Annotated in this window: 29 protein-coding genes and 1 pseudogene; 10 read left to right on the forward strand and 20 right to left on the reverse strand. The window is 68.7% G+C overall.

The window, feature by feature from the left end:
- From rplN to rpsJ, 12 genes are all read right to left on the reverse strand, one after another.
- Nucleotides 1–369: a 50S ribosomal protein L14 gene (rplN, locus tag ACK8N7_RS13945; RefSeq protein ID WP_003966950.1), complete on the reverse strand. Its 369-nt coding sequence runs from the start codon at nt 367–369 to the stop codon at nt 1–3.
- A gap of 108 nt (nt 370–477) precedes the next feature.
- Nucleotides 478–765: a 30S ribosomal protein S17 gene (gene rpsQ, locus ACK8N7_RS13950; protein ID WP_355081833.1), complete on the reverse strand. Its 288-nt coding sequence runs from the start codon at nt 763–765 to the stop codon at nt 478–480.
- Nucleotides 765–989, reverse strand: coding sequence for a 50S ribosomal protein L29 (gene rpmC / locus ACK8N7_RS13955; RefSeq protein ID WP_003966952.1), 225 nt, complete (start codon nt 987–989; stop codon nt 765–767). Before rpmC ends, rpsQ begins: the two co-directional genes overlap by 1 nt.
- Entirely contained in the window at nt 989–1,408 is a 420-nt protein-coding gene (gene rplP / locus ACK8N7_RS13960; RefSeq protein ID WP_003966953.1) for a 50S ribosomal protein L16, read from the reverse strand. Before rplP ends, rpmC begins: the two co-directional genes overlap by 1 nt.
- A gap of 5 nt (nt 1,409–1,413) precedes the next feature.
- The gene (gene rpsC / locus ACK8N7_RS13965) at nt 1,414–2,253 is read right to left on the reverse strand and encodes a 30S ribosomal protein S3 (protein ID WP_015610728.1); all 840 of its coding nucleotides are present in this window, start codon (nt 2,251–2,253) and stop codon (nt 1,414–1,416) included.
- Entirely contained in the window at nt 2,253–2,600 is a 348-nt protein-coding gene (rplV, locus tag ACK8N7_RS13970) for a 50S ribosomal protein L22 (RefSeq protein WP_026290933.1), read from the reverse strand. The genes rpsC and rplV overlap by 1 nt, the downstream gene beginning before the upstream one ends.
- Before the next feature lie 42 nt (nt 2,601–2,642).
- Nucleotides 2,643–2,924: a 30S ribosomal protein S19 gene (gene rpsS / locus ACK8N7_RS13975; RefSeq protein WP_015610726.1), complete on the reverse strand. Its 282-nt coding sequence runs from the start codon at nt 2,922–2,924 to the stop codon at nt 2,643–2,645.
- A gap of 12 nt (nt 2,925–2,936) precedes the next feature.
- Entirely contained in the window at nt 2,937–3,773 is an 837-nt protein-coding gene (gene rplB, locus ACK8N7_RS13980) for a 50S ribosomal protein L2 (RefSeq protein ID WP_015610725.1), read from the reverse strand.
- A 39-nt stretch (nt 3,774–3,812) separates the two neighbouring features.
- Entirely contained in the window at nt 3,813–4,136 is a 324-nt protein-coding gene (rplW, locus tag ACK8N7_RS13985) for a 50S ribosomal protein L23 (RefSeq protein WP_007446738.1), read from the reverse strand.
- Nucleotides 4,136–4,786, reverse strand: coding sequence for a 50S ribosomal protein L4 (gene rplD / locus ACK8N7_RS13990; protein ID WP_500442560.1), 651 nt, complete (start codon nt 4,784–4,786; stop codon nt 4,136–4,138). The genes rplW and rplD overlap by 1 nt, the downstream gene beginning before the upstream one ends.
- Before the next feature lie 4 nt (nt 4,787–4,790).
- The gene (gene rplC / locus ACK8N7_RS13995; protein WP_015610723.1) at nt 4,791–5,435 is read right to left on the reverse strand and encodes a 50S ribosomal protein L3; all 645 of its coding nucleotides are present in this window, start codon (nt 5,433–5,435) and stop codon (nt 4,791–4,793) included.
- A 14-nt stretch (nt 5,436–5,449) separates the two neighbouring features.
- Entirely contained in the window at nt 5,450–5,758 is a 309-nt protein-coding gene (rpsJ, locus tag ACK8N7_RS14000; RefSeq protein ID WP_003948644.1) for a 30S ribosomal protein S10, read from the reverse strand.
- Nucleotides 5,759–6,315: 557 nt separating this feature from the next.
- On the opposite strand from rpsJ, the gene ACK8N7_RS14005 reads away from it, so the two are divergent.
- The 3 genes from ACK8N7_RS14005 to ACK8N7_RS14015 all read left to right on the forward strand — a co-directional run bounded on the left by ACK8N7_RS14005 (nt 6,316) and on the right by ACK8N7_RS14015 (nt 8,597).
- Entirely contained in the window at nt 6,316–7,221 is a 906-nt protein-coding gene (locus ACK8N7_RS14005) for a hypothetical protein (protein ID WP_500442562.1), read from the forward strand.
- 26 nt (nt 7,222–7,247) lie between these two features.
- Nucleotides 7,248–7,691 (forward strand): GNAT family N-acetyltransferase, encoded by a 444-nt coding sequence (locus ACK8N7_RS14010; RefSeq protein WP_500442563.1) that lies wholly within the window; start codon nt 7,248–7,250, stop codon nt 7,689–7,691.
- A gap of 180 nt (nt 7,692–7,871) precedes the next feature.
- Complete coding sequence (locus ACK8N7_RS14015) at nt 7,872–8,597, forward strand: S1 family peptidase (RefSeq protein WP_403216538.1); 726 nt, start codon at nt 7,872–7,874, stop codon at nt 8,595–8,597.
- A 122-nt stretch (nt 8,598–8,719) separates the two neighbouring features.
- Here ACK8N7_RS14015 and ACK8N7_RS14020 read toward each other — a convergent pair whose 3' ends face one another.
- The 7 genes from ACK8N7_RS14020 to ACK8N7_RS14050 all read right to left on the reverse strand — a co-directional run bounded on the left by ACK8N7_RS14020 (nt 8,720) and on the right by ACK8N7_RS14050 (nt 15,239).
- Nucleotides 8,720–8,887, reverse strand: a complete 168-nt coding sequence (locus ACK8N7_RS14020; RefSeq protein ID WP_403216537.1) for a hypothetical protein — start codon at nt 8,885–8,887, stop codon at nt 8,720–8,722.
- A 224-nt stretch (nt 8,888–9,111) separates the two neighbouring features.
- Nucleotides 9,112–10,305: an elongation factor Tu gene (gene tuf / locus ACK8N7_RS14025; RefSeq protein WP_355081836.1), complete on the reverse strand. Its 1,194-nt coding sequence runs from the start codon at nt 10,303–10,305 to the stop codon at nt 9,112–9,114.
- Nucleotides 10,306–10,462: 157 nt separating this feature from the next.
- On the reverse strand, nt 10,463–12,592 hold the full coding sequence (gene fusA / locus ACK8N7_RS14030; RefSeq protein ID WP_032756451.1) for an elongation factor G: 2,130 nt from the start codon (nt 12,590–12,592) through the stop codon (nt 10,463–10,465).
- A 38-nt stretch (nt 12,593–12,630) separates the two neighbouring features.
- Entirely contained in the window at nt 12,631–13,101 is a 471-nt protein-coding gene (rpsG, locus tag ACK8N7_RS14035) for a 30S ribosomal protein S7 (protein ID WP_007445917.1), read from the reverse strand.
- 2 nt (nt 13,102–13,103) lie between these two features.
- A complete protein-coding gene (rpsL, locus tag ACK8N7_RS14040; RefSeq protein ID WP_003948652.1) occupies nt 13,104–13,475 on the reverse strand; it encodes a 30S ribosomal protein S12 in 372 nt (123 codons plus the stop codon).
- Nucleotides 13,476–13,797: 322 nt separating this feature from the next.
- On the reverse strand, nt 13,798–14,532 hold the full coding sequence (locus ACK8N7_RS14045; RefSeq protein WP_500442567.1) for a hypothetical protein: 735 nt from the start codon (nt 14,530–14,532) through the stop codon (nt 13,798–13,800).
- Between the two features lie 260 nt (nt 14,533–14,792).
- Nucleotides 14,793–15,239, reverse strand: a complete 447-nt coding sequence (locus tag ACK8N7_RS14050) for a helix-turn-helix domain-containing protein (RefSeq protein WP_403216533.1) — start codon at nt 15,237–15,239, stop codon at nt 14,793–14,795.
- A 195-nt stretch (nt 15,240–15,434) separates the two neighbouring features.
- Here ACK8N7_RS14050 and ACK8N7_RS14055 point away from each other — a divergent pair, with 195 nt between their 5' ends.
- Nucleotides 15,435–16,298: a hypothetical protein gene (locus ACK8N7_RS14055; RefSeq protein WP_500442569.1), complete on the forward strand. Its 864-nt coding sequence runs from the start codon at nt 15,435–15,437 to the stop codon at nt 16,296–16,298.
- A pseudogene (locus ACK8N7_RS14060) lies at nt 16,295–16,486 on the forward strand (MerR family transcriptional regulator); the annotation flags it as partial. The gene ACK8N7_RS14055 and the pseudogene ACK8N7_RS14060, both read left to right, overlap by 4 nt.
- 67 nt (nt 16,487–16,553) lie before the next feature.
- On the opposite strand, the gene ACK8N7_RS14065 reads toward ACK8N7_RS14060, so the two are convergent.
- Nucleotides 16,554–16,814 (reverse strand): hypothetical protein, encoded by a 261-nt coding sequence (locus ACK8N7_RS14065; RefSeq protein ID WP_403216531.1) that lies wholly within the window; start codon nt 16,812–16,814, stop codon nt 16,554–16,556.
- Between the two features lie 192 nt (nt 16,815–17,006).
- Here ACK8N7_RS14065 and ACK8N7_RS14070 point away from each other — a divergent pair, with 192 nt between their 5' ends.
- The 5 genes from ACK8N7_RS14070 to ACK8N7_RS14090 all read left to right on the forward strand — a co-directional run bounded on the left by ACK8N7_RS14070 (nt 17,007) and on the right by ACK8N7_RS14090 (nt 20,981).
- Complete coding sequence (locus ACK8N7_RS14070) at nt 17,007–17,417, forward strand: phage tail termination protein (protein ID WP_326684637.1); 411 nt, start codon at nt 17,007–17,009, stop codon at nt 17,415–17,417.
- A 206-nt stretch (nt 17,418–17,623) separates the two neighbouring features.
- Nucleotides 17,624–18,232 (forward strand): phage tail tube protein, encoded by a 609-nt coding sequence (locus ACK8N7_RS14075; RefSeq protein WP_500442571.1) that lies wholly within the window; start codon nt 17,624–17,626, stop codon nt 18,230–18,232.
- Between the two features lie 90 nt (nt 18,233–18,322).
- Nucleotides 18,323–18,613, forward strand: a complete 291-nt coding sequence (locus ACK8N7_RS14080) for a hypothetical protein (protein WP_355081843.1) — start codon at nt 18,323–18,325, stop codon at nt 18,611–18,613.
- Between the two features lie 116 nt (nt 18,614–18,729).
- Nucleotides 18,730–19,614, forward strand: coding sequence for a hypothetical protein (locus ACK8N7_RS14085; protein ID WP_500442573.1), 885 nt, complete (start codon nt 18,730–18,732; stop codon nt 19,612–19,614).
- 152 nt (nt 19,615–19,766) lie between these two features.
- The gene (locus ACK8N7_RS14090; RefSeq protein WP_500442575.1) at nt 19,767–20,981 is read left to right on the forward strand and encodes a hypothetical protein; all 1,215 of its coding nucleotides are present in this window, start codon (nt 19,767–19,769) and stop codon (nt 20,979–20,981) included.
- Nucleotides 20,982–20,998: the final 17 nt, after the last annotated feature.

The following is a 20,998-nucleotide window of genomic DNA, read 5'->3' on the forward strand; positions in this document are numbered from 1 at the left end:
TTACAGCACCTCCGGCGCGAGCGAGATGATCTTCATGAACTTCTTCTCGCGCAGCTCCCGGCCCACCGGGCCGAAGATGCGGGTGCCGCGGGGGTCGCCGTCGTTCTTCAGAATGACGGCGGCGTTCTCGTCGAAGCGGATGTACGAGCCATCCTGACGACGACGCTCCTTGACGGTGCGAACGATGACGGCCTTGACGACGTCACCCTTCTTCACGTTGCCACCGGGGATCGCGTCCTTGACGGTGGCGACGATGACGTCACCGATACCCGCGTAGCGGCGACCCGAGCCACCGAGAACACGAATGGTGAGAATTTCCTTCGCACCCGTGTTGTCGGCGACGCGCAGTCGCGACTCCTGCTGGATCACGTCTATCTCCTGATCGTCTGCCGGTTCCCGGCGGGTGCCTCTCCGTTACCGGAGAGGCACCTCACCGAGCCTGGCGGAACTGACCTGATGGGGAATGCCCCTCAGGAATTACTTGGCCTTCTCGAGGATCTCGACGATGCGCCAGCGCTTCGAGGCCGACAGCGGACGCGTCTCCATGATGATGACGCGGTCGCCGACGCCCGCAGCGTTCTGCTCGTCGTGGGCCTTGAGCTTGTTCGTACGGCGGATGACCTTGCCGTACAGGGCGTGCTTCACGCGGTCCTCGACAGCGACGACGACGGTCTTGTCCATCTTGTCGCTGACGACGAGACCCTCACGGGTCTTGCGGAAGCCGCGCTCGATCTTGCTGGTCTCAGTCACAGTCTTCTCGCTCATCAGGCGCTCTCCACCGTCTCGATGCCCAGCTCGCGCTCGCGCATCAGGGTGTAGATCCGGGCGATGTCCTTACGGACGGACTTGAGCCGGCCGTGGTTCTCGAGCTGACCCGTCGCCGCCTGGAAGCGGAGATTGAACAGCTCTTCCTTGGCTTCGCGGAGCTTGTTGAGGAGCTCCTCGTCGCCCAGCTCGCGCAGCTCGGACGCCTTGGTACCGGCCGACATCACGACTCACCTGCCTCGCGCCGAACGATCCGGCACTTCATCGGAAGCTTGTGAGCAGCGCGGGTGAGCGCCTCACGAGCAATCTTCTCGTTCGGGTAGGACAGCTCGAACATCACCCGACCCGGCTTGACGTTCGCGATCCACCACTCGGGAGAACCCTTACCGGAACCCATGCGGGTCTCGGCAGGCTTCTTCGTCAGGGGACGGTCCGGGTAGATGTTGATCCAGACCTTGCCGCCACGCTTGATGTGACGGGTCATCGCGATACGAGCGGACTCGATCTGACGGTTCGTCACGTACGCCGGGGTCAGCGCCTGGATGCCGTACTCGCCGAACGCAACCTGCGTGCCACCCTTGGACATACCGCTGCGCTTCGGGTGGTGCTGCTTGCGGTGCTTGACCCTACGGGGGATCAGCATTTCGGTCAGGCCTCCGTTCCGGTGCTCTCGGCAGCCGGAGCAGCGGCGGCGGGAGCGTCGGCCTTGGGGGCCTCGGCTGCCGGCGACTGCTGCGGCTTACGGCCGCGGCCGCCACGCTCGCCACCACGGCCGCCACCACGGCCGGCCGGGCGGTCGGTGCCGCCACGAGCCGGACGGTTGCCGGCGCGGGCCGCTGCGTTCTCGGCGCGGACCTCGGCGATGTTCTTGACGTCGCCCTTGTAGATCCAGACCTTCACGCCGATGCGGCCGAAGGTCGTCTTGGCCTCGAAGAAGCCGTAGTCGACGTTCGCGCGGAGCGTGTGCAGGGGCACGCGGCCCTCGCGGTAGAACTCCGAGCGGGACATCTCGGCGCCGCCGAGGCGACCGCCGCACTGGATCTTGATGCCCTTGGCGCCGGCCTTCATCGAGCTCTGCATGCTCTTACGCATCGCACGACGGAAGGAGACGCGGGAGGAGAGCTGCTCGGCGACGGCCTGGGCCACCAGCTGAGCGTCCACCTCGGGGTTCTTGACCTCGAGGATGTTCAGCTGGACCTGCTTGCCGGTCAGCTTCTCCAGCTCGCCGCGGATGCGATCGGCCTCGGCGCCACGGCGACCGATGACGATGCCCGGACGGGCGGTGTGGATGTCGACCCGGACGCGGTCGCGGGTGCGCTCGATCTCAACCTTCGAGATGCCGGCGCGCTCCATGCCCTTCGTCATCATGCGACGAATGGCGACGTCTTCCTTGACGTAGTCCGAGTACAGCTTGTCGGCGTACCAACGGGACTTGAAGTCCGTGGTAATGCCGAGCCGGAACCCATGCGGGTTAACCTTCTGGCCCATTACCGGGTTCCTTCCTTGCTGCTGACGACCACGGTGATGTGGCTGGTCCGCTTACGGATCCGGTAGGCACGGCCCTGAGCACGCGGTCGGAACCGCTTCAGGGTCGGGCCCTCGTCCACGTACGCCTCGCTGATGACCAGCGAAGAGGCGTCAGGGTGGTCGTAGTTGTGTGCAGCGTTGGCAATGGCGCTGTCCAGCACCTTGCCAACCGGCACGCTCGCGGCCTGCGGGGCGAAACGCAGGACCGCCTGAGCCTCCGTGGCATCCATGCCACGGATGAGGTCCACCACTCGGCGGGCCTTCATGGGCGTGACGCGGATGTACCGCGCCTGGGCCCTGGCTTCCATGGTTGTCCCTTCGGTGTGAGTCATAGTCGTTTCCACCCCGCGCTAGCGGCGCTTCGACTTCCGGTCGTCCTTGACGTGGCCGCGGAAGGTGCGAGTCGGCGAGAACTCGCCGAGCTTGTGGCCGACCATCGACTCGGTGACGAACACCGGGACGTGGATCTTGCCGTTGTGCACCGCGATGGTGTGACCCAGCATGGCCGGGATGATCATCGAGCGACGGGACCAGGTCTTGATGACGTTCTTGGTGCCAGCTTCGTTCTGGACGTCCACCTTCTTGACGAGGTGGCCGTCGACGAAGGGCCCCTTCTTGAGACTGCGCGGCATCTAAACCCGCTCCTAGCGCTTCTTGTTCGTCTTGCGGCGGCGGACGATGTACTTGCTCGATGCCTTCTTCGGCGAGCGCGTACGACCTTCCTTCTGGCCCCACGGCGAGACCGGGTGACGTCCACCGGAGGTCTTGCCTTCACCACCACCGTGCGGGTGGTCAACCGGGTTCATCGCGACACCGCGGACGGAAGGACGAACGCCCTTCCAGCGCATACGGCCGGCCTTGCCCCAGTTGATGTTCGACTGCTCGGCGTTGCCGACCTCACCGATCGTGGCGCGGCAGCGGGCGTCGACCAGCCGGATCTCACCGGACGGCATACGAAGGTGGGCCATGGTGCCCTCCTTCGCCAGCAGCTGCACGGAGGCACCCGCGGAACGGGCGAACTTCGCGCCGCCGCCGGGCCGCAGCTCGATGGCGTGGATGGTCGTACCGACCGGGATGTTGCGCAGCGCCAGGTTGTTGCCCGGCTTGATGTCTGCGGCCGGACCGTTCTCGACGCGGTCACCCTGCGCCAGGCCACGCGGGGCGACGATGTAACGCTTCTCGCCGTCCGCGTAGTGGAGCAGCGCGATGCGCGCGGTGCGGTTCGGGTCGTACTCGATGTGCGCGACCTTGGCCGGCACGCCGTCCTTGTCGTGACGACGGAAGTCGATCACGCGGTAGGCGCGCTTGTGTCCGCCACCCTGGTGGCGAACGGTGATCCGGCCGGTGTTGTTACGGCCGCCCTTGCTGTGCAGGGGGCGGACCAGCGACTTCTCCGGCGTGGACCGCGTGATCTCGACAAAGTCGGCGACGCTGGAGCCACGACGGCCCGGGGTCGTCGGCTTGTACTTGCGGATACCCATTTCTCAGTCCTCGTCCGATTCCGGACGACTCGACCTCCGCTAGGAGGTCGGGCCGCCGAAGATGTCGATTCGGTCGCCCTCAGCGAGGGTCACGATGGCGCGCTTCGTGTCGGAGCGCTTGCCGAAACCGGTCTTGGTGCGCTTGCGCTTACCCTGCCGGTTGATCGTGTTGACCCCGGTGACCTTGACCGAGAAGACCGCTTCCACAGCCTGCTTGATCTGGGTCTTGTTGGAGCCGGGCGCGACGATGAACGTGTACTTGTTCTCGTCGAGCAACGCGTAGCTCTTCTCGGAGACCACGGGCTTGACGAGAACGTCACGCGGGTCCGAGTACGTCTTGCTGGTAACGGTCGCCTCGCTCATCAGGCGTCGCTCCCTTCGGTCTCAGCGGCCTGGGGGCCAGACACGAAGGACTCGAAAGCGGCCTGGGTGAAGACCACGTCGTCAGAGACGATCACGTCGTACGTGTTCAGCTGGCCCGGCTCCAGGATGTGCACCTGGGGCAGGTTGCGTGCGGACAGCCACGCGGCCTCGTCGGCGCGGTCGACGACCAGGAGCAGGTTCTGGCGCTCCGAGATCTTGCCGAGCAGCGTCTTGGCGGCCTTCGTGGAGATTCCACCCTCGACCACGCCGGTGACGACGTGGATACGGGAGTGACGCGCCCGGTCCGAGAGGGCACCGCGCAGAGCGGCGGCCTTCATCTTCTTCGGGGTCCGCTGCGAGTAGTCACGCGGCTGCGGGCCGTGGACGACGCCACCACCGGCGAACTGCGGGGCGCGGGTCGAACCCTGACGGGCGCGGCCGGTGCCCTTCTGGCGGTACGGCTTGCGGCCACCACCACGGACTTCACCGCGACGCTTGGTCTTGTGCGTGCCCTGACGGGCAGCTGCCAGCTGAGCGACAACGACCTGGTGGATCAGCGGAACGCTGGTCTTGGCGTCGAAGATCTCCGCAGGGAGGTCGACGGTACCGGCCTTGTCGCCTGCCGGCGAAAGGATGTCAATGGTGCTCATTACCTCAAGCCCCCTTGGCCGCGGTACGGACCAGGACGAGGCCGCCGTTCGGACCGGGGACCGCGCCCTTGATGAGGAGCAGACCCTTCTCCGCGTCAACCGCGTGGATGGTCAGGTTCTGGGTGGTGACGCGCTCGTTACCCATACGGCCCGCCATGCGCATGCCCTTGAAGACACGCCCAGGGGTGGCGCAGCCACCGATCGAACCGGGGGAACGGTGCTTGCGCTGGACGCCGTGGCCGGCGCCGAGGCCCTTGAAGTTGTGACGCTTCATGACACCGGCGAAGCCCTTGCCCTTGCTCTTGCCCGTGACGTCAACCTTGACGCCGGACTCGAACACCTCGGCAGTGACCTCCTGGCCCAGCGTGTACTCGCTGGCGTCAGGGGTGCGGAGCTCCACCAGGTGGCGGCGCGGGGTGACGTCGGCCTTGGCGAAGTGACCCTTGAGGGGCTTGTTCACCTTGCGCGGGTCGATCTCGCCGAAGGCGATCTGGACCGCTTCGTAGCCGTCGCTGTCGTTCGTACGAACCTGCGTCACGACGCACGGCCCGGCCTTGACGACGGTCACCGGGACAACCCGGTTGTTCTCGTCCCAGACCTGGGTCATGCCGAGCTTCTCGCCCAGGACGCCCTTGATGTTCTTGCTCATCTCGGCCCGTCCCCTCAGAGCTTGATCTCGATGTCGACGCCCGCCGGCAGGTCGAGACGCATGAGCGAGTCGACCGTCTTCGGCGTGGGGTCGAGAATGTCGATGAGGCGCTTGTGCGTGCGCATCTCGAAGTGCTCGCGAGAGTCCTTGTACTTGTGCGGCGACTTGATGACGCAGTACACGTTCTTCTCAGTGGGCAGCGGCACCGGGCCCGCGACCGACGCACCAGTGCGGGTCACCGTCTCGACGATCTTCTTCGCCGAGGAGTCGATGACCTCGTGGTCGTAGGCCTTGAGCCGGATGCGGATCTTCTGTCCCGCCATGGCTACTAGTAGTCCTGTCTCTCGTAACGCTCTGGAACCCGGAGGTTCTCTGGACTCCTCCTCCGACCCACGCGGTCGGGCGTGTCGCATCCCCTCTACGAAAATCTCCCGAAGGAAATCCCAACCAAGGGGGTGCGGACCCTGAGACCGCGGAACCGGGGGCGGAACACCCACCGGGTGCCTGGCCGGCATCCTGCATTGCTTCCCGGAAGATTCCCGTACGTCCGGCCCATACAGGGCCGACGAGTACTGTGGGACTCGCTTCCGGTCCTCCCGGCGGGAGGCGCGCAGCATTGACGCTCAACCGAGCAACCTGGTCAGTGTGCCATACGGGGCACGGGCCTGGCCAATCGGGCCAGGGATCCTACCCCGAGCGAGCGAGTGCTCAAACGCGGGCGCGCATCCGGCGGCACCGCACCGCACCGCCAGCCCCGGGATCGAGCCCTCCCCTTGATCATTCCGGCCGTCCGCGCCGATTACGCTCACCCCATCTTTCGTTCGAACGGGTGACTGACGGCACGTCATGACGCCCCCATGACGCCGAGGACACCTGCCGAATGCCCCGCACCCGAAGGCGCCGCATAGCGGTCAACACCGTCTGCGCCCTCCTCGCGGCGGCGGCCACCACGGTCGCGCTTCGGCCGGGCCTCCTCACCGACCACCTGCCGGACGGCCTCACCTTCTTCGGTACGGAGACCGTCGACACCCTCCCGCTCCCCGCCGAGCCGGAGCGAGGCCCGTCCCGGGCCGAGCCGTTCCGGGGCTCCCCGGCCCTGCGCTGGGCGGACGGCGCGGCGGGCATCGTGCTCCCCGAGGCCCGGGCGACGGGCGGGCTGAGAAAGGCCAGGGTGGAGGGGGCCCTGCGGGACACCCGGGACTTCCTGATCGTGGCCAACCTCGACCCGGCGACCCTGCGCGGGGAGCGCCCGCAGGCGGCCCTGGACCTGATCGACCCGGCCGACCGGACACTGCTCGACCGGCTGGACACCCCGCTGTCCAAGCCGTCGGAGAAGCACGACCCGCTGATGATGTTCAGCCGCTTCGACCCCGCCGAGGTGGTCCCGGCCGGGCCGGTGGTCAAGACGCGGGGCCGGACGACCTTCGAGGCGGGCGAGCGGCCCGGCTCGGTCGAGATCCACGCCGACTACAACTTCGTCCTCCCGGTGACCCGGGCCCGGGTCGACGCGGAGCAGGTGGTGCGGACCATCGCGCGGCGGGTCCTGACCGTCGAGGTGAGCGATCCGGCGACGTACGAGGTCACACCGGGGAAGATCTGGATCGCCGAGTACCGGGCGGGCATCTACAACTCCTCGTGCACGGTGTTCGACGGCTATCTGCACCCGTCGTTCCCCGGCGACGCCCCGGAGCCCGGCTCCTCCGGCCCGGGCCAGGACCCGTACGTCCGCTCCACGGCCGGGACCGAGCCCGAGCCGGGCGAGTGCGCTCCGGTCTCCCGTACCTGACGAGCGGTAAAGCCGAGGTGAGCACCGTGACCGACTGGGCCCTGCGCCCCGCTCTCCCAGAGGACGTCGGGGCCATCGCCGAGCTGCGGGCCGTCGTCATGCGCCCCGACCTGGAGCGGCTGGGCCGCTACGACGAGCGCCGGGTGCGGCAGCGGCTGCGGGAGGCCTACGCGCCCGAGCACACCTCGGTCGTGGAGGTCGGCGGCGCCTTCACGGGGTGCGTCACGCTGCGGCCGGCCGAGGACGGCTGGTGGCTGGAGAACTTCCTCCTCTCCCCCGCCCTCCAGGGGCGCGGCATCGGCTCGGCCGTCCTGCACGGGCTTCTGGCCCGTGCGGACGCCGAGCGGGTGCCCGTACGGCTGAACGTGCTACAGGGGAGCGCCGCCCGGCGGCTCTACGAGCGGCACGGGTTCGCGCTTGAGCGGGAGGACCCGATCGACGTGTTCCTGGTACGCAGCCCCGCTCCCTGACCGGTCACCCGGGGGGCTTGCCCCGTCGACCTATCGTATGGGTGGGGCTACCTAGCGTTAGCCGGGGCATAACGCGGCGTTATGGGAAAGCGTTAGTACCCGGCCGAATGGTTCTTCGACACTCTGGGGCCGTCAACCCCCACAACACGCCCCTCAGCGTGCTCCCCGAAATGAGGAACCATGCGAATAGCAAGGCTAGTTCCCGCTGCCCTCGCCGCGGCGGTCACCGTCCTCGCTCTTCTCACCCCCACCGCCACGGCCGCCCCGGCACCCCCGCTCCAGGACGCCCCGCCCCCGACCACGCAGATCATCGGCGGCGGCCAGGCGTCCAACGCCCCGTGGGCCGCGCGGCTCTTCTCCCAGGGCAGAGAGACCTGTTCGGCGACGATCATCGCGCCGACCTGGATCCTCACCGCCAAGCACTGCGTCACCGGCGGCGGCCTGTCGTTCCGCATCGGCAGCCTCGACCAGCACAGCGGCGGCGTGGTGGCCAACGGCGTCCAGACGTACAACCACAGCGCGGACATCTCCCTGGTCCGCCTGGACCGCTCCGTGCAGACGACCTACTCCCGCCTCGGATCGCCCGGTTCGGTGAGCGTCGGGCAGAGCGTCCAGGTCTGGGGCTGGGGCGCCACCTCGCAGTGCGGCTCGGAGGCCAACTGCCAGTCCCGCTACCTGAAGGTCGCCAACGTGACGGTGACCGGCGGCTGCGGTGACGCGTACGGCGGCTCGGCCATCTGCGCCCGCCGCGGCAACGGCATCACCGCCGGTGGCGACTCCGGCGGCCCCATGACGGCCAACGGCATCCAGGTCGGCGTCGCCTCCACCAGCGACCGGCAGACCACGACGGCGTACACGAACGTCACCGCGTACCGCTCCTGGATCCAGTCCATCGCGGGCGTCTGACCGAGCCGCCACCCCCCGGGGACGGCGGGCACCTGACCGACCCGCCGTCCCTCCAGAACGTAGGGCCCCCTTACCTCTCCGCCCTGAGGTACCGGGGCCCTACATCCATGTACGGGCGCACGTCATCTGCGCCGCTCCCGGATGCGGGTGCCGACGAAGGCACCGCCCCCGATACCGAAGAGGCCCAGCGCCGCCCGGCTCGGCCATCCGCCCCCGAGGAGCACGGCCAGCCCGCCGCCGACCGCCAGGAGCCCCACGAACAGCGTGATGCCGGACGGTTTGATCTTCACGCGCGGGCTCCGGCCTTCTCGGCGCCGGCTCTGATCGGTCGGTTCATGGGGTCACCTCGGGGTCGGAGGGGTACCTACGTTTCCTGCCGGTGCCATGGTCAACGGCGACAAGGCGCGTCGGCCGAGTGGCCCGGGCATGGCGAAGGGCCCCGCACCTCTTGCGAGGTGCGGGGCCCTTCGTATGGCTCAGTGAGCCACCAGGTCGAAGACGACCAAGCAGAGAACTACTTGATGATCTTGGTGACCTGGCCGGCGCCGACGGTCCGGCCACCCTCACGGATGGCGAACTTCAGGCCCTCTTCCATGGCGACCGGCTGGATCAGCGCGACGTCCATGAGGGTGTTGTCACCCGGCATGACCATCTCGGTGCCCTCGGGAAGGGTCACAACGCCCGTCACGTCCGTGGTACGGAAGTAGAACTGCGGGCGGTAGTTGTTGAAGAACGGGGTGTGACGGCCACCCTCGTCCTTCGACAGGATGTAGGACTGCGCCTGGAACTCGGTGTGCGGCGTGACCGAACCCGGCTTGATGATGACCTGGCCGCGCTCGACGTCCTCGCGCTTGATGCCACGGAGGAGCAGACCGACGTTCTCACCGGCCTGGCCCTCGTCGAGCAGCTTGCGGAACATCTCGATGCCGGTGACCGTGGTGGTGGTCTTCTCGGTCTTGATACCGACGATGTCGACGGTCTCGTTGACCTTCAGGACACCACGCTCGATGCGGCCGGTGACGACCGTACCGCGACCGGTGATCGTGAAGACGTCCTCGATCGGCATGAGGAACGGCTTCTCGACGTCACGCTCGGGCTGCGGGATGGACTCGTCGACGGCGGCCATCAGGTTCAGGACCGACTGGCCCCACTCCTTGTCGCCCTCAAGAGCCTTGAGCGCCGAGACGCGCACGACCGGGAGGTCGTCGCCCGGGAACTCGTACTCGGAGAGGAGCTCACGGACCTCGAGCTCGACGAGCTCCATGATCTCCTCGTCGTCCACCATGTCGGCCTTGTTCAGGGCGACGACGATGTACGGAACGCCGACCTGGCGGGCCAGGAGCACGTGCTCCTTGGTCTGCGGCATCGGGCCGTCGGTGGCGGCGACGACGAGGATGGCGCCGTCCATCTGCGCCGCACCCGTGATCATGTTCTTGATGTAGTCCGCGTGCCCCGGGCAGTCGACGTGCGCGTAGTGACGCGACTCCGTCTGGTACTCGACGTGCGCGATGGAGATGGTGATACCGCGCTGGCGCTCTTCGGGAGCCTTGTCGATCTGGTCGAAGGCCGAGGCCTCGTTCAGGTCGGGGAACGCGTCGTGCAGCACCTTGGTAATGGCGGCCGTGAGGGTCGTCTTACCGTGGTCGATGTGACCGATGGTGCCGATGTTGACGTGCGGCTTAGTCCGCTCGAACTTTGCCTTCGCCACTGGGGTCCTCCTGAGTGGTTCTGTACGCCTTGCTTCATCGGCGCCAGGTGATCTTTGCTGGGGTGCCGGCGCCGGGGGCATGCGGCACAGTGCTCGCGCGCTGTGCCGCATGCCCGCCCGGCTCCGGTGACAAGCCTAAAGCGTGAGCTCGGGAGAGTTACTCGCCCTTGGCCTTCGCGATGATCTCCTCGGCGACGTTCCGCGGAACCTCGGCGTAGGAGTCGAACTGCATCGAGTAGCTTGCGCGACCCGAGGTCTTGCTGCGGAGGTCTCCGACGTAGCCGAACATCTCCGAGAGGGGCACGAGGCCCTTCACGACGCGAGCGCCGCTGCGCTCCTCCATGGCCTGGATCTGGCCACGGCGGGAGTTGAGGTCGCCGATGACATCGCCCATGTAGTCCTCGGGCGTGGTGACCTCGACGGCCATCATCGGCTCGAGGAGCACGGGAGAGGCCTTGCGGGCACCCTCCTTGAACGCCTGCGAACCGGCGATCTTGAAGGCGAGCTCCGAGGAGTCGACCTCGTGGTAACCACCGTCGAGAAGGGTGACGCGGACGCCGACCATCTCGTAACCGGCCAGGATGCCGAACTGCATGGCTTCCTGGGCACCCGCGTCCACCGAGGGAATGTACTCACGGGGGATGCGGCCACCGGTGACCTTGTTGACGAACTCGTAGGAGGCGTCGCCACCCTCGATGGGCTCGAGGGCGATCTGCACCTTCGCGAACTGGCCGGTACCACCAGTCTGCTTCTTGTGCGTGTAGTCGATGCGCTCGACGGCCTTGCGGATCGTCTCGCGGTACGCGACCTGGGGCTTGCCGACGTTCGCCTCGACGCGGAACTCGCGCTTCATGCGGTCGACGAGCACCTCGAGGTGGAGCTCACCCATACCACCGATGATGGTCTGGCCGGTCTCCTCGTCGGAGTGCACCTGGAAGGAGGGGTCCTCCTCCGAGAGGCGCTGGATGGCGACACCCAGCTTCTCCTGGTCACCCTTGGACTTGGGCTCGATGGCGACCTGAATGACCGGCGCCGGGAAGTCCATGGACTCCAGGATGACCGGGTTCTTGTCGTCACACAGCGTCTCACCGGTGGTGGTCTGCTTCAGCCCCATGACGGCGATGATGTCACCGGCGCCCACCGACGCGATCTCCTCACGCTTGTTCGCGTGCATGCGGTAGATCTTGCCGATGCGCTCCTTCTTGCCCTTGACGGAGTTCAGCACCGCGGTGCCGGCCTCCAGGCGACCGGAGTAGATCCGGACGAAGGTGAGCTTGCCCAGGTGCGGGTCGCTCGCGATCTTGAACGCCAGGCCGGAGAACGGCTCGTCGTCCGAGGGGCGGCGCTTGATGACCTTCTCCGGGTCCTTCACGTCGTGGCCCTCGATGGCCTCGACGTCCAGGGGGGAAGGCAGGTAGCGGACGACCGCGTCGAGCAGGGGCTGGACGCCCTTGTTCTTGAACGCGGTGCCACAGAACACCGGGGTGACCGTGACGGAGTCCGCAGTGCCCTTCGACGCCAGGGTGATGCGGCGGATCGCCTCGTGCAGCTGGTCCTCGGTGGGCTCGACGCCCTCCAGGTACAGCTCCATCATCTGGTCGTCGTTCTCGGAGACGGCCTCAAGGAGCTTGCCGCGCCATTCCTCGGCGGCTTCCTTGTGGGTGTCCGGGATCTCGACGGTGTCGTACATCTCGCCCTTGGCGGCCTCTTCGGGCCACACGAAGGCCTTCATCGACACGAGGTCGACGACGCCCTTGAAGTCGGCCTCGGCGCCGATGGGGAGCTGCATGACGAGCGGTACCGCGCCCAGGCGTTCGACGATCATGTCGACACAGCGGTGGAACTCGGCACCCGTGCGGTCGAGCTTGTTGACGAAGCAGATACGCGGCACGCCGTACCGGTCCGCCTGACGCCAGACGGTCTCGGACTGCGGCTCGACGCCGGCCACACCGTCGAACACGGTGACAGCGCCGTCGAGGACGCGGAGCGAACGCTCCACCTCGACGGTGAAGTCGACGTGACCGGGGGTGTCGATGATGTTGATGGTGTGGTCAACATCATTGAGCGGCCAGTGACAGGTCGTCGCGGCGGACGTGATCGTGATGCCGCGCTCCTGCTCCTGCTCCATCCAGTCCATCGTGGCAGCGCCGTCGTGGACTTCACCGATCTTGTAGCTCACACCGGTGTAGAAGAGGATCCGCTCAGTGGTGGTCGTCTTCCCCGCGTCGATGTGGGCCATGATCCCAATGTTGCGGACCTTGGCCAGGTCAAGCGAAGTGGTGGCCATAAGGCTCAATCTTCTCTCGGTCTCGATGGGGGTAGCGACTACCAGCGGTAGTGCGCGAAGGCCTTGTTGGACTCGGCCATCTTGTGGGTGTCCTCACGCTTCTTGACCGCAGCGCCGAGGCCGTTGGAGGCGTCGAGCAGTTCGTTCATGAGGCGCTCGGTCATGGTCTTCTCGCGGCGGGCGCGGGAGTAACCGACGAGCCAGCGCAGAGCGAGGGTGGAGGCGCGACCGGGCTTGACCTCGATCGGCACCTGGTAGGTGGCGCCACCGACACGGCGGGACTTGACCTCGAGCGAGGGCTTGACGTTCTCAAGCGCGCGCTTCAGCGTGATGACCGGGTCGTTGCCGGTCTTCTCGCGGAGGCCTTCCATGGCGCCGTACACGATCCGCTCGGCGGTGGAACGCTTGCCGTCGAGGAGGATCTTGTTGATCAGCGAGGTGACAAGAGGAGAGCTGTAGACCGGGTCGATGATGACCGGGCGCTTCGGGGCGGGGCCCTTACGAGGCATTCTTACTTCTCCTTCTTGGCGCCGTAGCGGCTGCGGGCCTGCTTGCGGTTCTTGACACCCTGGGTGTCAAGGGAACCGCGGATGATCTTGTAACGAACACCCGGCAGGTCCTTCACACGGCCACCACGCACGAGCACGATGGAGTGCTCCTGCAGGTTGTGTCCCTCACCCGGGATGTAAGCCGTGACCTCGATGCCGGAGGTCAGACGCACACGCGCGACCTTACGGAGCGCCGAGTTCGGCTTCTTCGGGGTGGTCGTGAACACACGCGTGCAGACACCGCGACGCTGGGGCGAACCCTCGAGCGCGGGCGTCTTGTTCTTCTCGACCTTGTCCTGCCGGCCCTTCCGGACCAGCTGCTGGATCGTAGGCACTACTTCTCCGGTTTCTGTGTGCCGTTCGTGAAACTAACCTGGAACATCACCGACCCACGCGGTCGGGTGTGTCGAATACTGCAGGCTCCTGCCCTAGGGGCAGAAGGGGCGCAGATTGCGGTGGCTACTGACGGGCTCGCGATGCGGTTGAGGACACGCACCGGAGCCCAGGCACACCCCAGGCACAAGGCTTGAGCGTACCTACCTCACGGACCTGGGTCAAAACAAATGCCGTCCACCCCGACACGCCGGGGCCGGCGGCCATCGGCAGCGCGGTGGAAAGAGCGTGGATACCGGCTGCCGCCGCCCCCGCCCGCGCCCCTCAGCTGGTCCTGTCGTCCGGGGTGGCGGCCCTGCCGTCCTCCGCCGGCCGTCTGGGGGGCAGGCGCAGCCGGGGGGCCGGGAGGGTGGGGATGGTCGGGACCCGGGAGTTACGGCTCTTGGGTACGAGGGCGGGTTCGGGCCCGGTCCCGGTGCGCGCCGGACGGGGCGGCCCGGTGGGCGGCCCGGGGCGCCGGTCGGCGTGGGGGCGGTCGGCGTGGGGGCGGTCGCGGCGGGGCTCCCCCTTTTCGGGGCGGCTCTCGCCCCGGGACCCTTCGATGTGGCGGTCGGCGTCAGGCCGGCCGGCGCCATCGGGGAGGTCGTCCTCGTGGTCCGCGTCGCGGGGCTCGGCTCCCCGGTCCTCCTGCCGGAACGGGATCACCCCAGCCCGGCCCGGCGTACGCCCCACCAGCCGTAACGTGCGCAGGTTGGCGGTCCTCGCCGCCTCGACCGCGGGCTCGAAGTGGGCGGCGGCATCGCGCCAGCCGTGGGAGTACGCGCGCAGCTCCCGCCGGTCCAGCTCCGCGCGGAGGAGCACGACGACCTCATGGGGCTCGTGGGCATCAAGGAGGGCGCCCAGTTCGGCGAGGGGCGCCGCGTACGTCTCCGGCGCCGGAGCACCGGCCGGCGGGGTGCCGGAACCACCGGGTCCGGTGAGCGGGACGGCGTCGCCCGGCCCTGAGGGCGGGACGGGGTCGCCGGCCGTGGATCGGGGGCGTTCTTCCCGCTCGACCATGTGCCCCTCCCTGCCGCCCGCGCGAAACGCTCCGCACCGGGCGGACGCGCGTGCGTCCGCGACGACCGCGCGCTTCTCACTCCGCTCGGCACGCACCTGGCGGGGCGCGTCCGTGCACTGCTGCTCATGAACCTGCGCTGGGGCCGGGGGACAGGCCACGACAGCTTACGGGCCGGGTCCGGAAGCGGACTTCCCGGGCTGCCACAAGATCGACAACGTCTGCCACGCCCGACCGCCCCGAGCGGGACGGACGGCGGGCGTCAGTCGGAGGCGAGCGGCGCCCGGCGCTCCTCGGCGGCGACCGCCGGGCCGGGGAGGAACTGGCCCGCGACCCGGATGAACATCTCGCGCTGGTCCGCCGGTACGCCCAGCGCGACGGCGGCCTCTTCGAGGGTGAGCGGACGGCCGCCGGCCGAGGGCGCACCCGCCGGCGCGGACGGCAGCGGCAGGTCCTCCTCGGTGAGCCGGCCGGAACGGATGAGCATGTCGCGCACCGGGACCTGGAGCACCTGGGCGAGACGCCGGGTGGTCTCCAGGTCCGGCATGCTCTGGCGCTGGAGGAGGCGGGTGATGGCGGCCCGGTGAACCCCGGCCTCGTCGGCGAGGCGGGACTTGCCGCCGCCGCGTGGACTGTCGATGTCGAAGCCGCGCCGACGGATCAGTTCCTCGATCCAGGTCGCGAAGCTGTCGAGTTCGCCCGTGGTCATGGGGCACTCGCCTCCCTCCGAAGCGGTGACCAGACTATCGCGCTTGCGCGCAAGGAATTACCCCGCGCACGGATACCGTTTGGGCAAATTCTTTGGAGATAAAGGCCTCGGGGCGTCCGGAACTTCCTTGCGTGCGAGCGCGCAACATGCCAGTGTGCGGACTCGCAACACCTTGTGCGGGGAGAAGGGATCGCCATGACCACACCGAACGCATCCACACCGACCACGCGGGAGCCCGGCGCCGGGGCGCGCGCCACCGCCCCGAAGCCCGGCCGCGAGAGCGGCACACCGTCGGCCACAGCCCGCGCCGCAGCCACAGGCGCAGCCACAGGCGCAGCCGCCACGATCGCGGACGCCACGCTCTGGATCGAGCTCCTGCTGCGTCAGTTCCCTGAGCTGCTCGTCGAGCTCGCCCCCTCCTACCGCTCCCCCTCCGCCCCGCGGGCTACCCCGTCCGGCACCCCGTCGGCCCCGGCCGGCCCGACCCGCGCCGAGCGCGAGGAGGCCCTGCGCTCCGAGCAGGCGCACGGGCTCACCCCGTCCGGCTCCCGCACCTCCCCCGTACGGCTCCACATCTCCGACGCCGTACGCGACATCACCGATGGCGTGATCGAGCTGGACGAGGCCGTGCACGACCGGCTCCGGCTCCCCCGCCCCCGCCGCGAACAGGTCGCCGGGCGGCTGCTCCGCGTCGCGGGGCTGCTCGACCGGGCCGCCGCCGACGACGTACTCCTCGAACACGTCCGCGACAAGGCCCGCCGGATGACCCGCCGCTGCACCCGGGCCCTGGGCGGCGCCGAACCGGTGGTGCGGGTGAGCGGGCGCTGCCCCTGGTGCGGCTCGGTCTCGCTACGGGCCTTCCCCGCTCGCCGGGCGGTGCTCTGCGTCAACCCGGCCTGCCGCTGCACGGACCGCGCCTGCGACTGCCGTACGGATCCGGCGCGCCGGCACGCGTGGAGCGAGGGTGCGTGGGTGCGGCTCGCGGCGGAGTCCGGCGCAAATCTCGCCGAGCTGGCCGCCTCGACGGCGGACACCGCGCGGCAGGAGGGCGGCCGATGACGGGCGCGACCCTGGTGACGGGCGCGCTGGCCGCCCACGAGGCGGGCGTGACCCCGGCGACGATCCGCAAGTGGGTCCAGCTGGGCCACCTCAGCCCGGCCGGGAGGCAGGGCCGGGCGCACGTGTTCCGGCTGGAGGACGTGTTCGCGGCGGAACGGGCGGCCCGGCGGAAGGCTCCGGGGCCACGCCGAGGGACAGGAACGGAGAAGGAGGGGCGGCCCGTTGCGGGCCGCCCCTCCTTCTCCGTTCCCCGGGCTACTTCTCGGGCGCGGCCGCCATGCGGAACACCTGGGCCCCGCCCTCCGCACCCCCGGAAGCCAGCGCGATCGCCTCGCCCCAGCCGCTGCGGAACCCCCGCGTCTCCGCCTCGACGGCGATTCTCGCACCGACCTTGCCGACGACGGCGGTGAGTGTGCGGGCGACCTCCGCGGTGTACGTACCCGACTCCCCCGACTCCGCGGCCACCTCGACCGCGGCGGCCATGACATCGGCCAGCCGCTCCTGGGCACTGATCACCGGCTCACTCCCGCCCACCCGCTCCCCCGTTCCCTCGCTCCACACGCTCGTCAGGGCGCTTCCTTCCGCAGAACCGCCGCCTCTCGAATGCCTGTTCGATAACCGCAGACTAACGCACCGGGGGCGGGACTGCGGGAGGCGAGAACAGGCCCACCTGCGCGTCGGCGAGGCACGAACGGCCCGGGAAGCGCGATGACTTCACCTCCGAGCACCTTCCCCGACGTGGAGGCCATCGTCGTGGAGCTCCTCTCCGAGCGCGCCGATCTCGCGGACGCGGTCGTGGACGAGACTCCGCCGCCGGGCTTCGACGGCACGCAGAAGGCGGTGATCGTCTCCCGGCGCGGTGGTGCCTGGATCGACGACCTCCACCTCGACCAGCCGCTCATCGAGCTGGAGGCCTACGGGCCGGACAAGGCGACGGCGCACCGCCTGGCCAACTCCGCCCGGGCCGAACTGCTCGCCGCGGTCGGCCGGCGGTACGGGACGAACATCGTGATCAGCGATGTCGTCGAGGCGGACGGCCCGCGCTGGCTGCCCGAGTACCTCTACCCCGCGGCCAACCGCTACCTCTGCGTCCTGCGCGTCTCCCTGCGGATCGGCTGACGCCGGAACCCGACGCCGTACGCCTCCGGGGCCGTACGCCTCCGAAGCCCCGTGCATCCGAGGCCGTACGCATCCGAGGCCGTACGGGCCCGCCCCGTACGCCCCACAGACCAGGCCCTGCCGTCCGGCGGGGCCTTTGCCGTACCCGTGACGGCACGCACCACCCAGTCACCCACTCAGGGACCAACCACCCCAAGGAGCCATCCATGGCAGGCAACAACGCCTCCGAGATCCGCGTGGCCGGAACCGGCCGCATCCTCGTCGCCGAGATCGACGCCCCACTGCCGGACGCCTTCTCCGACAACCCGGCGGCCGACTGGGGGCCGGCCTGGACCGACCTCGGCTACACCTCCACCGAGGGCGTGACCTTCGCCAAGAAGGACAAGCTGGACCCGGTCGAGACGTGGCAGTCCATCAGCCCGGCCCGGTTCGTCTACGCGGACCGCGACCTGACGCTGAAGTTCGCGATGCTCCAGTTCAACGAGGACACGCTGCCGTTCTTCCTCGGCGGCAAGTCCACGGACATCCGCAAGGACGGGGACTCCTCGAACGTCTTCCAGTTCGACGTGCCGGACGGGCCGACCTTCGACGAGCGGGCCCTCGGCCTGGAGTTCACCGACGGCTCGGAGGTCACGTACCGCTTCGTCATCCCGCGTGGCCAGGTGACCGCCACCGACGACATCAAGCTCGCCCGGAAGGCGGCCGCGCAGCTCGGCGTCACCTTCACCGCCCTGTCGCCGGGCGACGGCCAGGCGCTGGCCACCTTCGTCATGAAGGACGCGGCCTACACGGTGCCGACGATCCCGGCCCCGTAACACCCGTAACACCCGCCGGGGCGGGGCCGGTTCAGCCCGGTCCCGCCCCGGCTCCTTCCCGCCCCCGAAACCTGAAACGGAGACACCCGCATGGCTTCCTTCGACGTGAACGCGGCGCGCGCCCAGCGCCTGGAGGCGCTCGGCCGCACCTGGTCCTTCGACCTGGACGACGACACCTTCGAACTGCCCACCGAGCTGACCCGCGCCACCGCCACCGCGCTGCGCTCGCTGGACGACAACGACGTGGACGGGCTGCTGCGACTCCTGCTCGGCGAGGAGCAGTTCGGCCGCTTCGCACAGCACGAGATCACCATGCAGGACATCGCCGCGCTCCTGGAGGCGTACGGCAAGGAGACCGGGCTCGGCCTGGGGGAAGGCTGAGCCTCGACGCGTTCGTCACCGAACACGCCGAGGCCCTCGAAGCCGACCTGCTGAGGCACTACGGCATCGACCTGCTGGACTGGCACCGCGGCCGGCTGACCTCACGCCGGCTCGCGGTGCTGGTCAAGCACATGCCGCGCGACAGCGCCGTCGCCCAGGAGCTCCACGGCGAGGCGTCGGAGTGGACCGTCTCCGACTATCTGCTCGCCGCGGCCGTGGACCATCTCGCCGCCGCCAACTGGATGTTCGCCTCGGTCAACACCGACGAGGACGCCGAGCCGCCGGAAGCGCCGGTTCCGGTGCCGCGGCCGGGGGGACGAGGCCGAGGAGTCGTCAGCAGTGGAGGCCGCGGCGGCGCCGAGCCGCGCCGACCTCCAGCGCTTCTTCACCTGATCCCGCCGAATCCGGTCGAACGGCCGGCTTCAGGACACGAAACCGATGAAGAGGACGGCGGCGGACAGCCCACCGGCCAGCGCCACCAGGGATTCCACCGTGAACAGGGCCCAGTGCACTTTCTCCTGACGCGTTTCGGGAACCAGCAGGCCGTTGCGCGAGCGGCGGCGCTCCGTTCCCCTGGTTCGCAGCAGCTTCCGACGTTCCCTCTTCGACTGCGGCAGGCGCTCCAGAATCTAGAAATGACCCTTGATCCATTTCTGCGGGCCGTCATCCAGGAATCCGGTGAAGAATCCCTTGACCAGTACCACGAAAACCCACAGGGGAAGAATCGCGATCAGACCGGAGAGAGCTGCCCAGATGACACTGTCCGAATCAAAGACATTCCACACGAAGGCGACACCGATGCCTCCGCTCGCGTAGATGTAGGAAAGGAAACTGAAAACCCCGACAGGCCCCGACCAGCCATCCCTCTGATCCAGGTGGCCAAGCACGAAAATGCCGGCCAGGAAGGCCGGAGCGCCGAGCCCAAGCAGCGCGGAACCTTCCGGGCAGGCAACGCCCGCCCGGGTTCCGCAAATCCCCAGGTCGCCCACCCTGCTGAATAGCTCTACGAGGAGCGTAACTCCCCAGAACTGGATAAATATCCCCAGAAAGGCCACCGCGTGACGGAACGCCAAGGGCCGAATCGGCGCGTCCCCCTGTCGCCCACGACTGATTCGCTCATTCGGCGGACTCTACCAGAAGGGCCGGGAAAGCAATGGCCAATCCCGAGGAACAGATAAAGCAACTGAAAGCGGATCTGGACGCAAGGGACACCCAACTCGCCGGTGAAATCCAGAAGAAGGTCGACAAGGAGCAGTTCTCCTTCCTGACTCAGCAGCAGAGTAAAAAGGATGCGGAATCCAAAGGAAATGACAAGGCTTTTGAGACTTCCCTCAAGAACCTGATCACCGCCGAGGTCGAGAAAGCGGGCGAGCCCCAGTGGAAGCCGGACCGCCGCTGGTACAAGACGCCTGAGTTCATGGGCCCCGGCGGCGTAGCCACCCTCGGCGCCGACGGCCTCGTCCCGGCCGCCCAACTCCCGGCCGGCGGCGGCGCCGTGGCCTCCGTCAACGGCAAGACCGGCAACGTGACCCTCGCCGCCACCGACGTCGGCGCCCTCTCCCCGGCCGCCGGAGACGCCCGCTACCTGGCCGTCGACGGCTCCCCCGTCACCTCGGTCAACGGCCGCACAGGCCCCGTCGTCCTGACCGCCGCCGATGTCTCGGCAGTGGCGAGCGGCGACGCTGTACTGCTCAGCGGCGACCAGACCGTCCAGGGCACGAAGCCCTTCGCCGCCCCGCCGCTCGCCACCGTCACCCCCACCACCCCCGACCAGCTGACCCGCCGCGGCTACGTGGACGCGGTCTCCTCGGCGGGCAGCTGGTCCCCGTCCGCCGTGGGGTTCTCCGGATGGGCCTTCGACCCGGCGTGCGGCTCCGCCACCACCCCGCAGTACTGCATCAACGGCTGGGTCTACCTGATCGGCGTCCCGCTGCACGCGCAGACGACCGTACGGAACATCGCCTTCTACGTCCCCGGCTACGTCGGCAACACCCTGGGCCCGGCCTCCTTCGCCGGCCTCTACACCAACGCCGGGGCCCGCGCCGGACTGACCGCCCCGCTGAACACCCTGCTCTCCGCCACCGAGGGCAAGACCCTGATCTGCCCGCTCACCACGGCCTACACCGCGGCCCCGGGCAACTACTGGGTGGCCCTGGTGGTCAACGGCCCCAACCCCAGCAACACCGGCCCCGCCTTCCTGCGCGGCTCCAGCGTCGGCCAGTCCCCGGGCGGCAGCGCCCGGATGCCGAACGCCTTCATCCGGCACGGCCGCCTCAACGCCACCGGCCAGACCTCCCTGCCCCTTTCCTTCAACACGGCCAACATCACCGCCGACTCCAACGCGATCTGGGCCGCTCTCGCCTCCTGACCCGCCGCACCCCGAGA

This window comes from Streptomyces griseobrunneus (assembly GCF_046713465.1).
Lineage (GTDB): Bacteria > Actinomycetota > Actinomycetes > Streptomycetales > Streptomycetaceae > Streptomyces > Streptomyces microflavus.

What these genes read in the sequence shown, in the direction of transcription:
- rpsQ (WP_355081833.1), bottom strand. Translation starts at nt 765, where the DNA reads ATGAGCGAGAAGACTGTGACTGAGACCAGCAAGATCGAGCGCGGCTTC.
- rpmC (WP_003966952.1), bottom strand. Translation starts at nt 989, where the DNA reads ATGTCGGCCGGTACCAAGGCGTCCGAGCTGCGCGAGCTGGGCGACGAG.
- rplP (WP_003966953.1), bottom strand. Translation starts at nt 1,408, where the DNA reads ATGCTGATCCCCCGTAGGGTCAAGCACCGCAAGCAGCACCACCCGAAG.
- rpsC (WP_015610728.1), bottom strand. Translation starts at nt 2,253, where the DNA reads ATGGGCCAGAAGGTTAACCCGCATGGGTTCCGGCTCGGCATTACCACG.
- rplV (WP_026290933.1), bottom strand. Translation starts at nt 2,600, where the DNA reads ATGGAAGCCAGGGCCCAGGCGCGGTACATCCGCGTCACGCCCATGAAG.
- rpsS (WP_015610726.1), bottom strand. Translation starts at nt 2,924, where the DNA reads ATGCCGCGCAGTCTCAAGAAGGGGCCCTTCGTCGACGGCCACCTCGTC.
- rplB (WP_015610725.1), bottom strand. Translation starts at nt 3,773, where the DNA reads ATGGGTATCCGCAAGTACAAGCCGACGACCCCGGGCCGTCGTGGCTCC.
- rplW (WP_007446738.1), bottom strand. Translation starts at nt 4,136, where the DNA reads ATGAGCGAGGCGACCGTTACCAGCAAGACGTACTCGGACCCGCGTGAC.
- rplD (WP_500442560.1), bottom strand. Translation starts at nt 4,786, where the DNA reads ATGAGCACCATTGACATCCTTTCGCCGGCAGGCGACAAGGCCGGTACC.
- rplC (WP_015610723.1), bottom strand. Translation starts at nt 5,435, where the DNA reads ATGAGCAAGAACATCAAGGGCGTCCTGGGCGAGAAGCTCGGCATGACC.
- rpsJ (WP_003948644.1), bottom strand. Translation starts at nt 5,758, where the DNA reads ATGGCGGGACAGAAGATCCGCATCCGGCTCAAGGCCTACGACCACGAG.
- ACK8N7_RS14005 (WP_500442562.1), top strand. Translation starts at nt 6,316, where the DNA reads ATGCCCCGCACCCGAAGGCGCCGCATAGCGGTCAACACCGTCTGCGCC.
- ACK8N7_RS14015 (WP_403216538.1), top strand. Translation starts at nt 7,872, where the DNA reads ATGCGAATAGCAAGGCTAGTTCCCGCTGCCCTCGCCGCGGCGGTCACC.
- fusA (WP_032756451.1), bottom strand. Translation starts at nt 12,592, where the DNA reads ATGGCCACCACTTCGCTTGACCTGGCCAAGGTCCGCAACATTGGGATC.
- rpsG (WP_007445917.1), bottom strand. Translation starts at nt 13,101, where the DNA reads ATGCCTCGTAAGGGCCCCGCCCCGAAGCGCCCGGTCATCATCGACCCG.
- ACK8N7_RS14045 (WP_500442567.1), bottom strand. Translation starts at nt 14,532, where the DNA reads ATGGTCGAGCGGGAAGAACGCCCCCGATCCACGGCCGGCGACCCCGTC.
- ACK8N7_RS14050 (WP_403216533.1), bottom strand. Translation starts at nt 15,239, where the DNA reads ATGACCACGGGCGAACTCGACAGCTTCGCGACCTGGATCGAGGAACTG.
- ACK8N7_RS14055 (WP_500442569.1), top strand. Translation starts at nt 15,435, where the DNA reads ATGACCACACCGAACGCATCCACACCGACCACGCGGGAGCCCGGCGCC.
- ACK8N7_RS14070 (WP_326684637.1), top strand. Translation starts at nt 17,007, where the DNA reads ATGACTTCACCTCCGAGCACCTTCCCCGACGTGGAGGCCATCGTCGTG.
- ACK8N7_RS14075 (WP_500442571.1), top strand. Translation starts at nt 17,624, where the DNA reads ATGGCAGGCAACAACGCCTCCGAGATCCGCGTGGCCGGAACCGGCCGC.
- ACK8N7_RS14080 (WP_355081843.1), top strand. Translation starts at nt 18,323, where the DNA reads ATGGCTTCCTTCGACGTGAACGCGGCGCGCGCCCAGCGCCTGGAGGCG.
- ACK8N7_RS14090 (WP_500442575.1), top strand. Translation starts at nt 19,767, where the DNA reads ATGGCCAATCCCGAGGAACAGATAAAGCAACTGAAAGCGGATCTGGAC.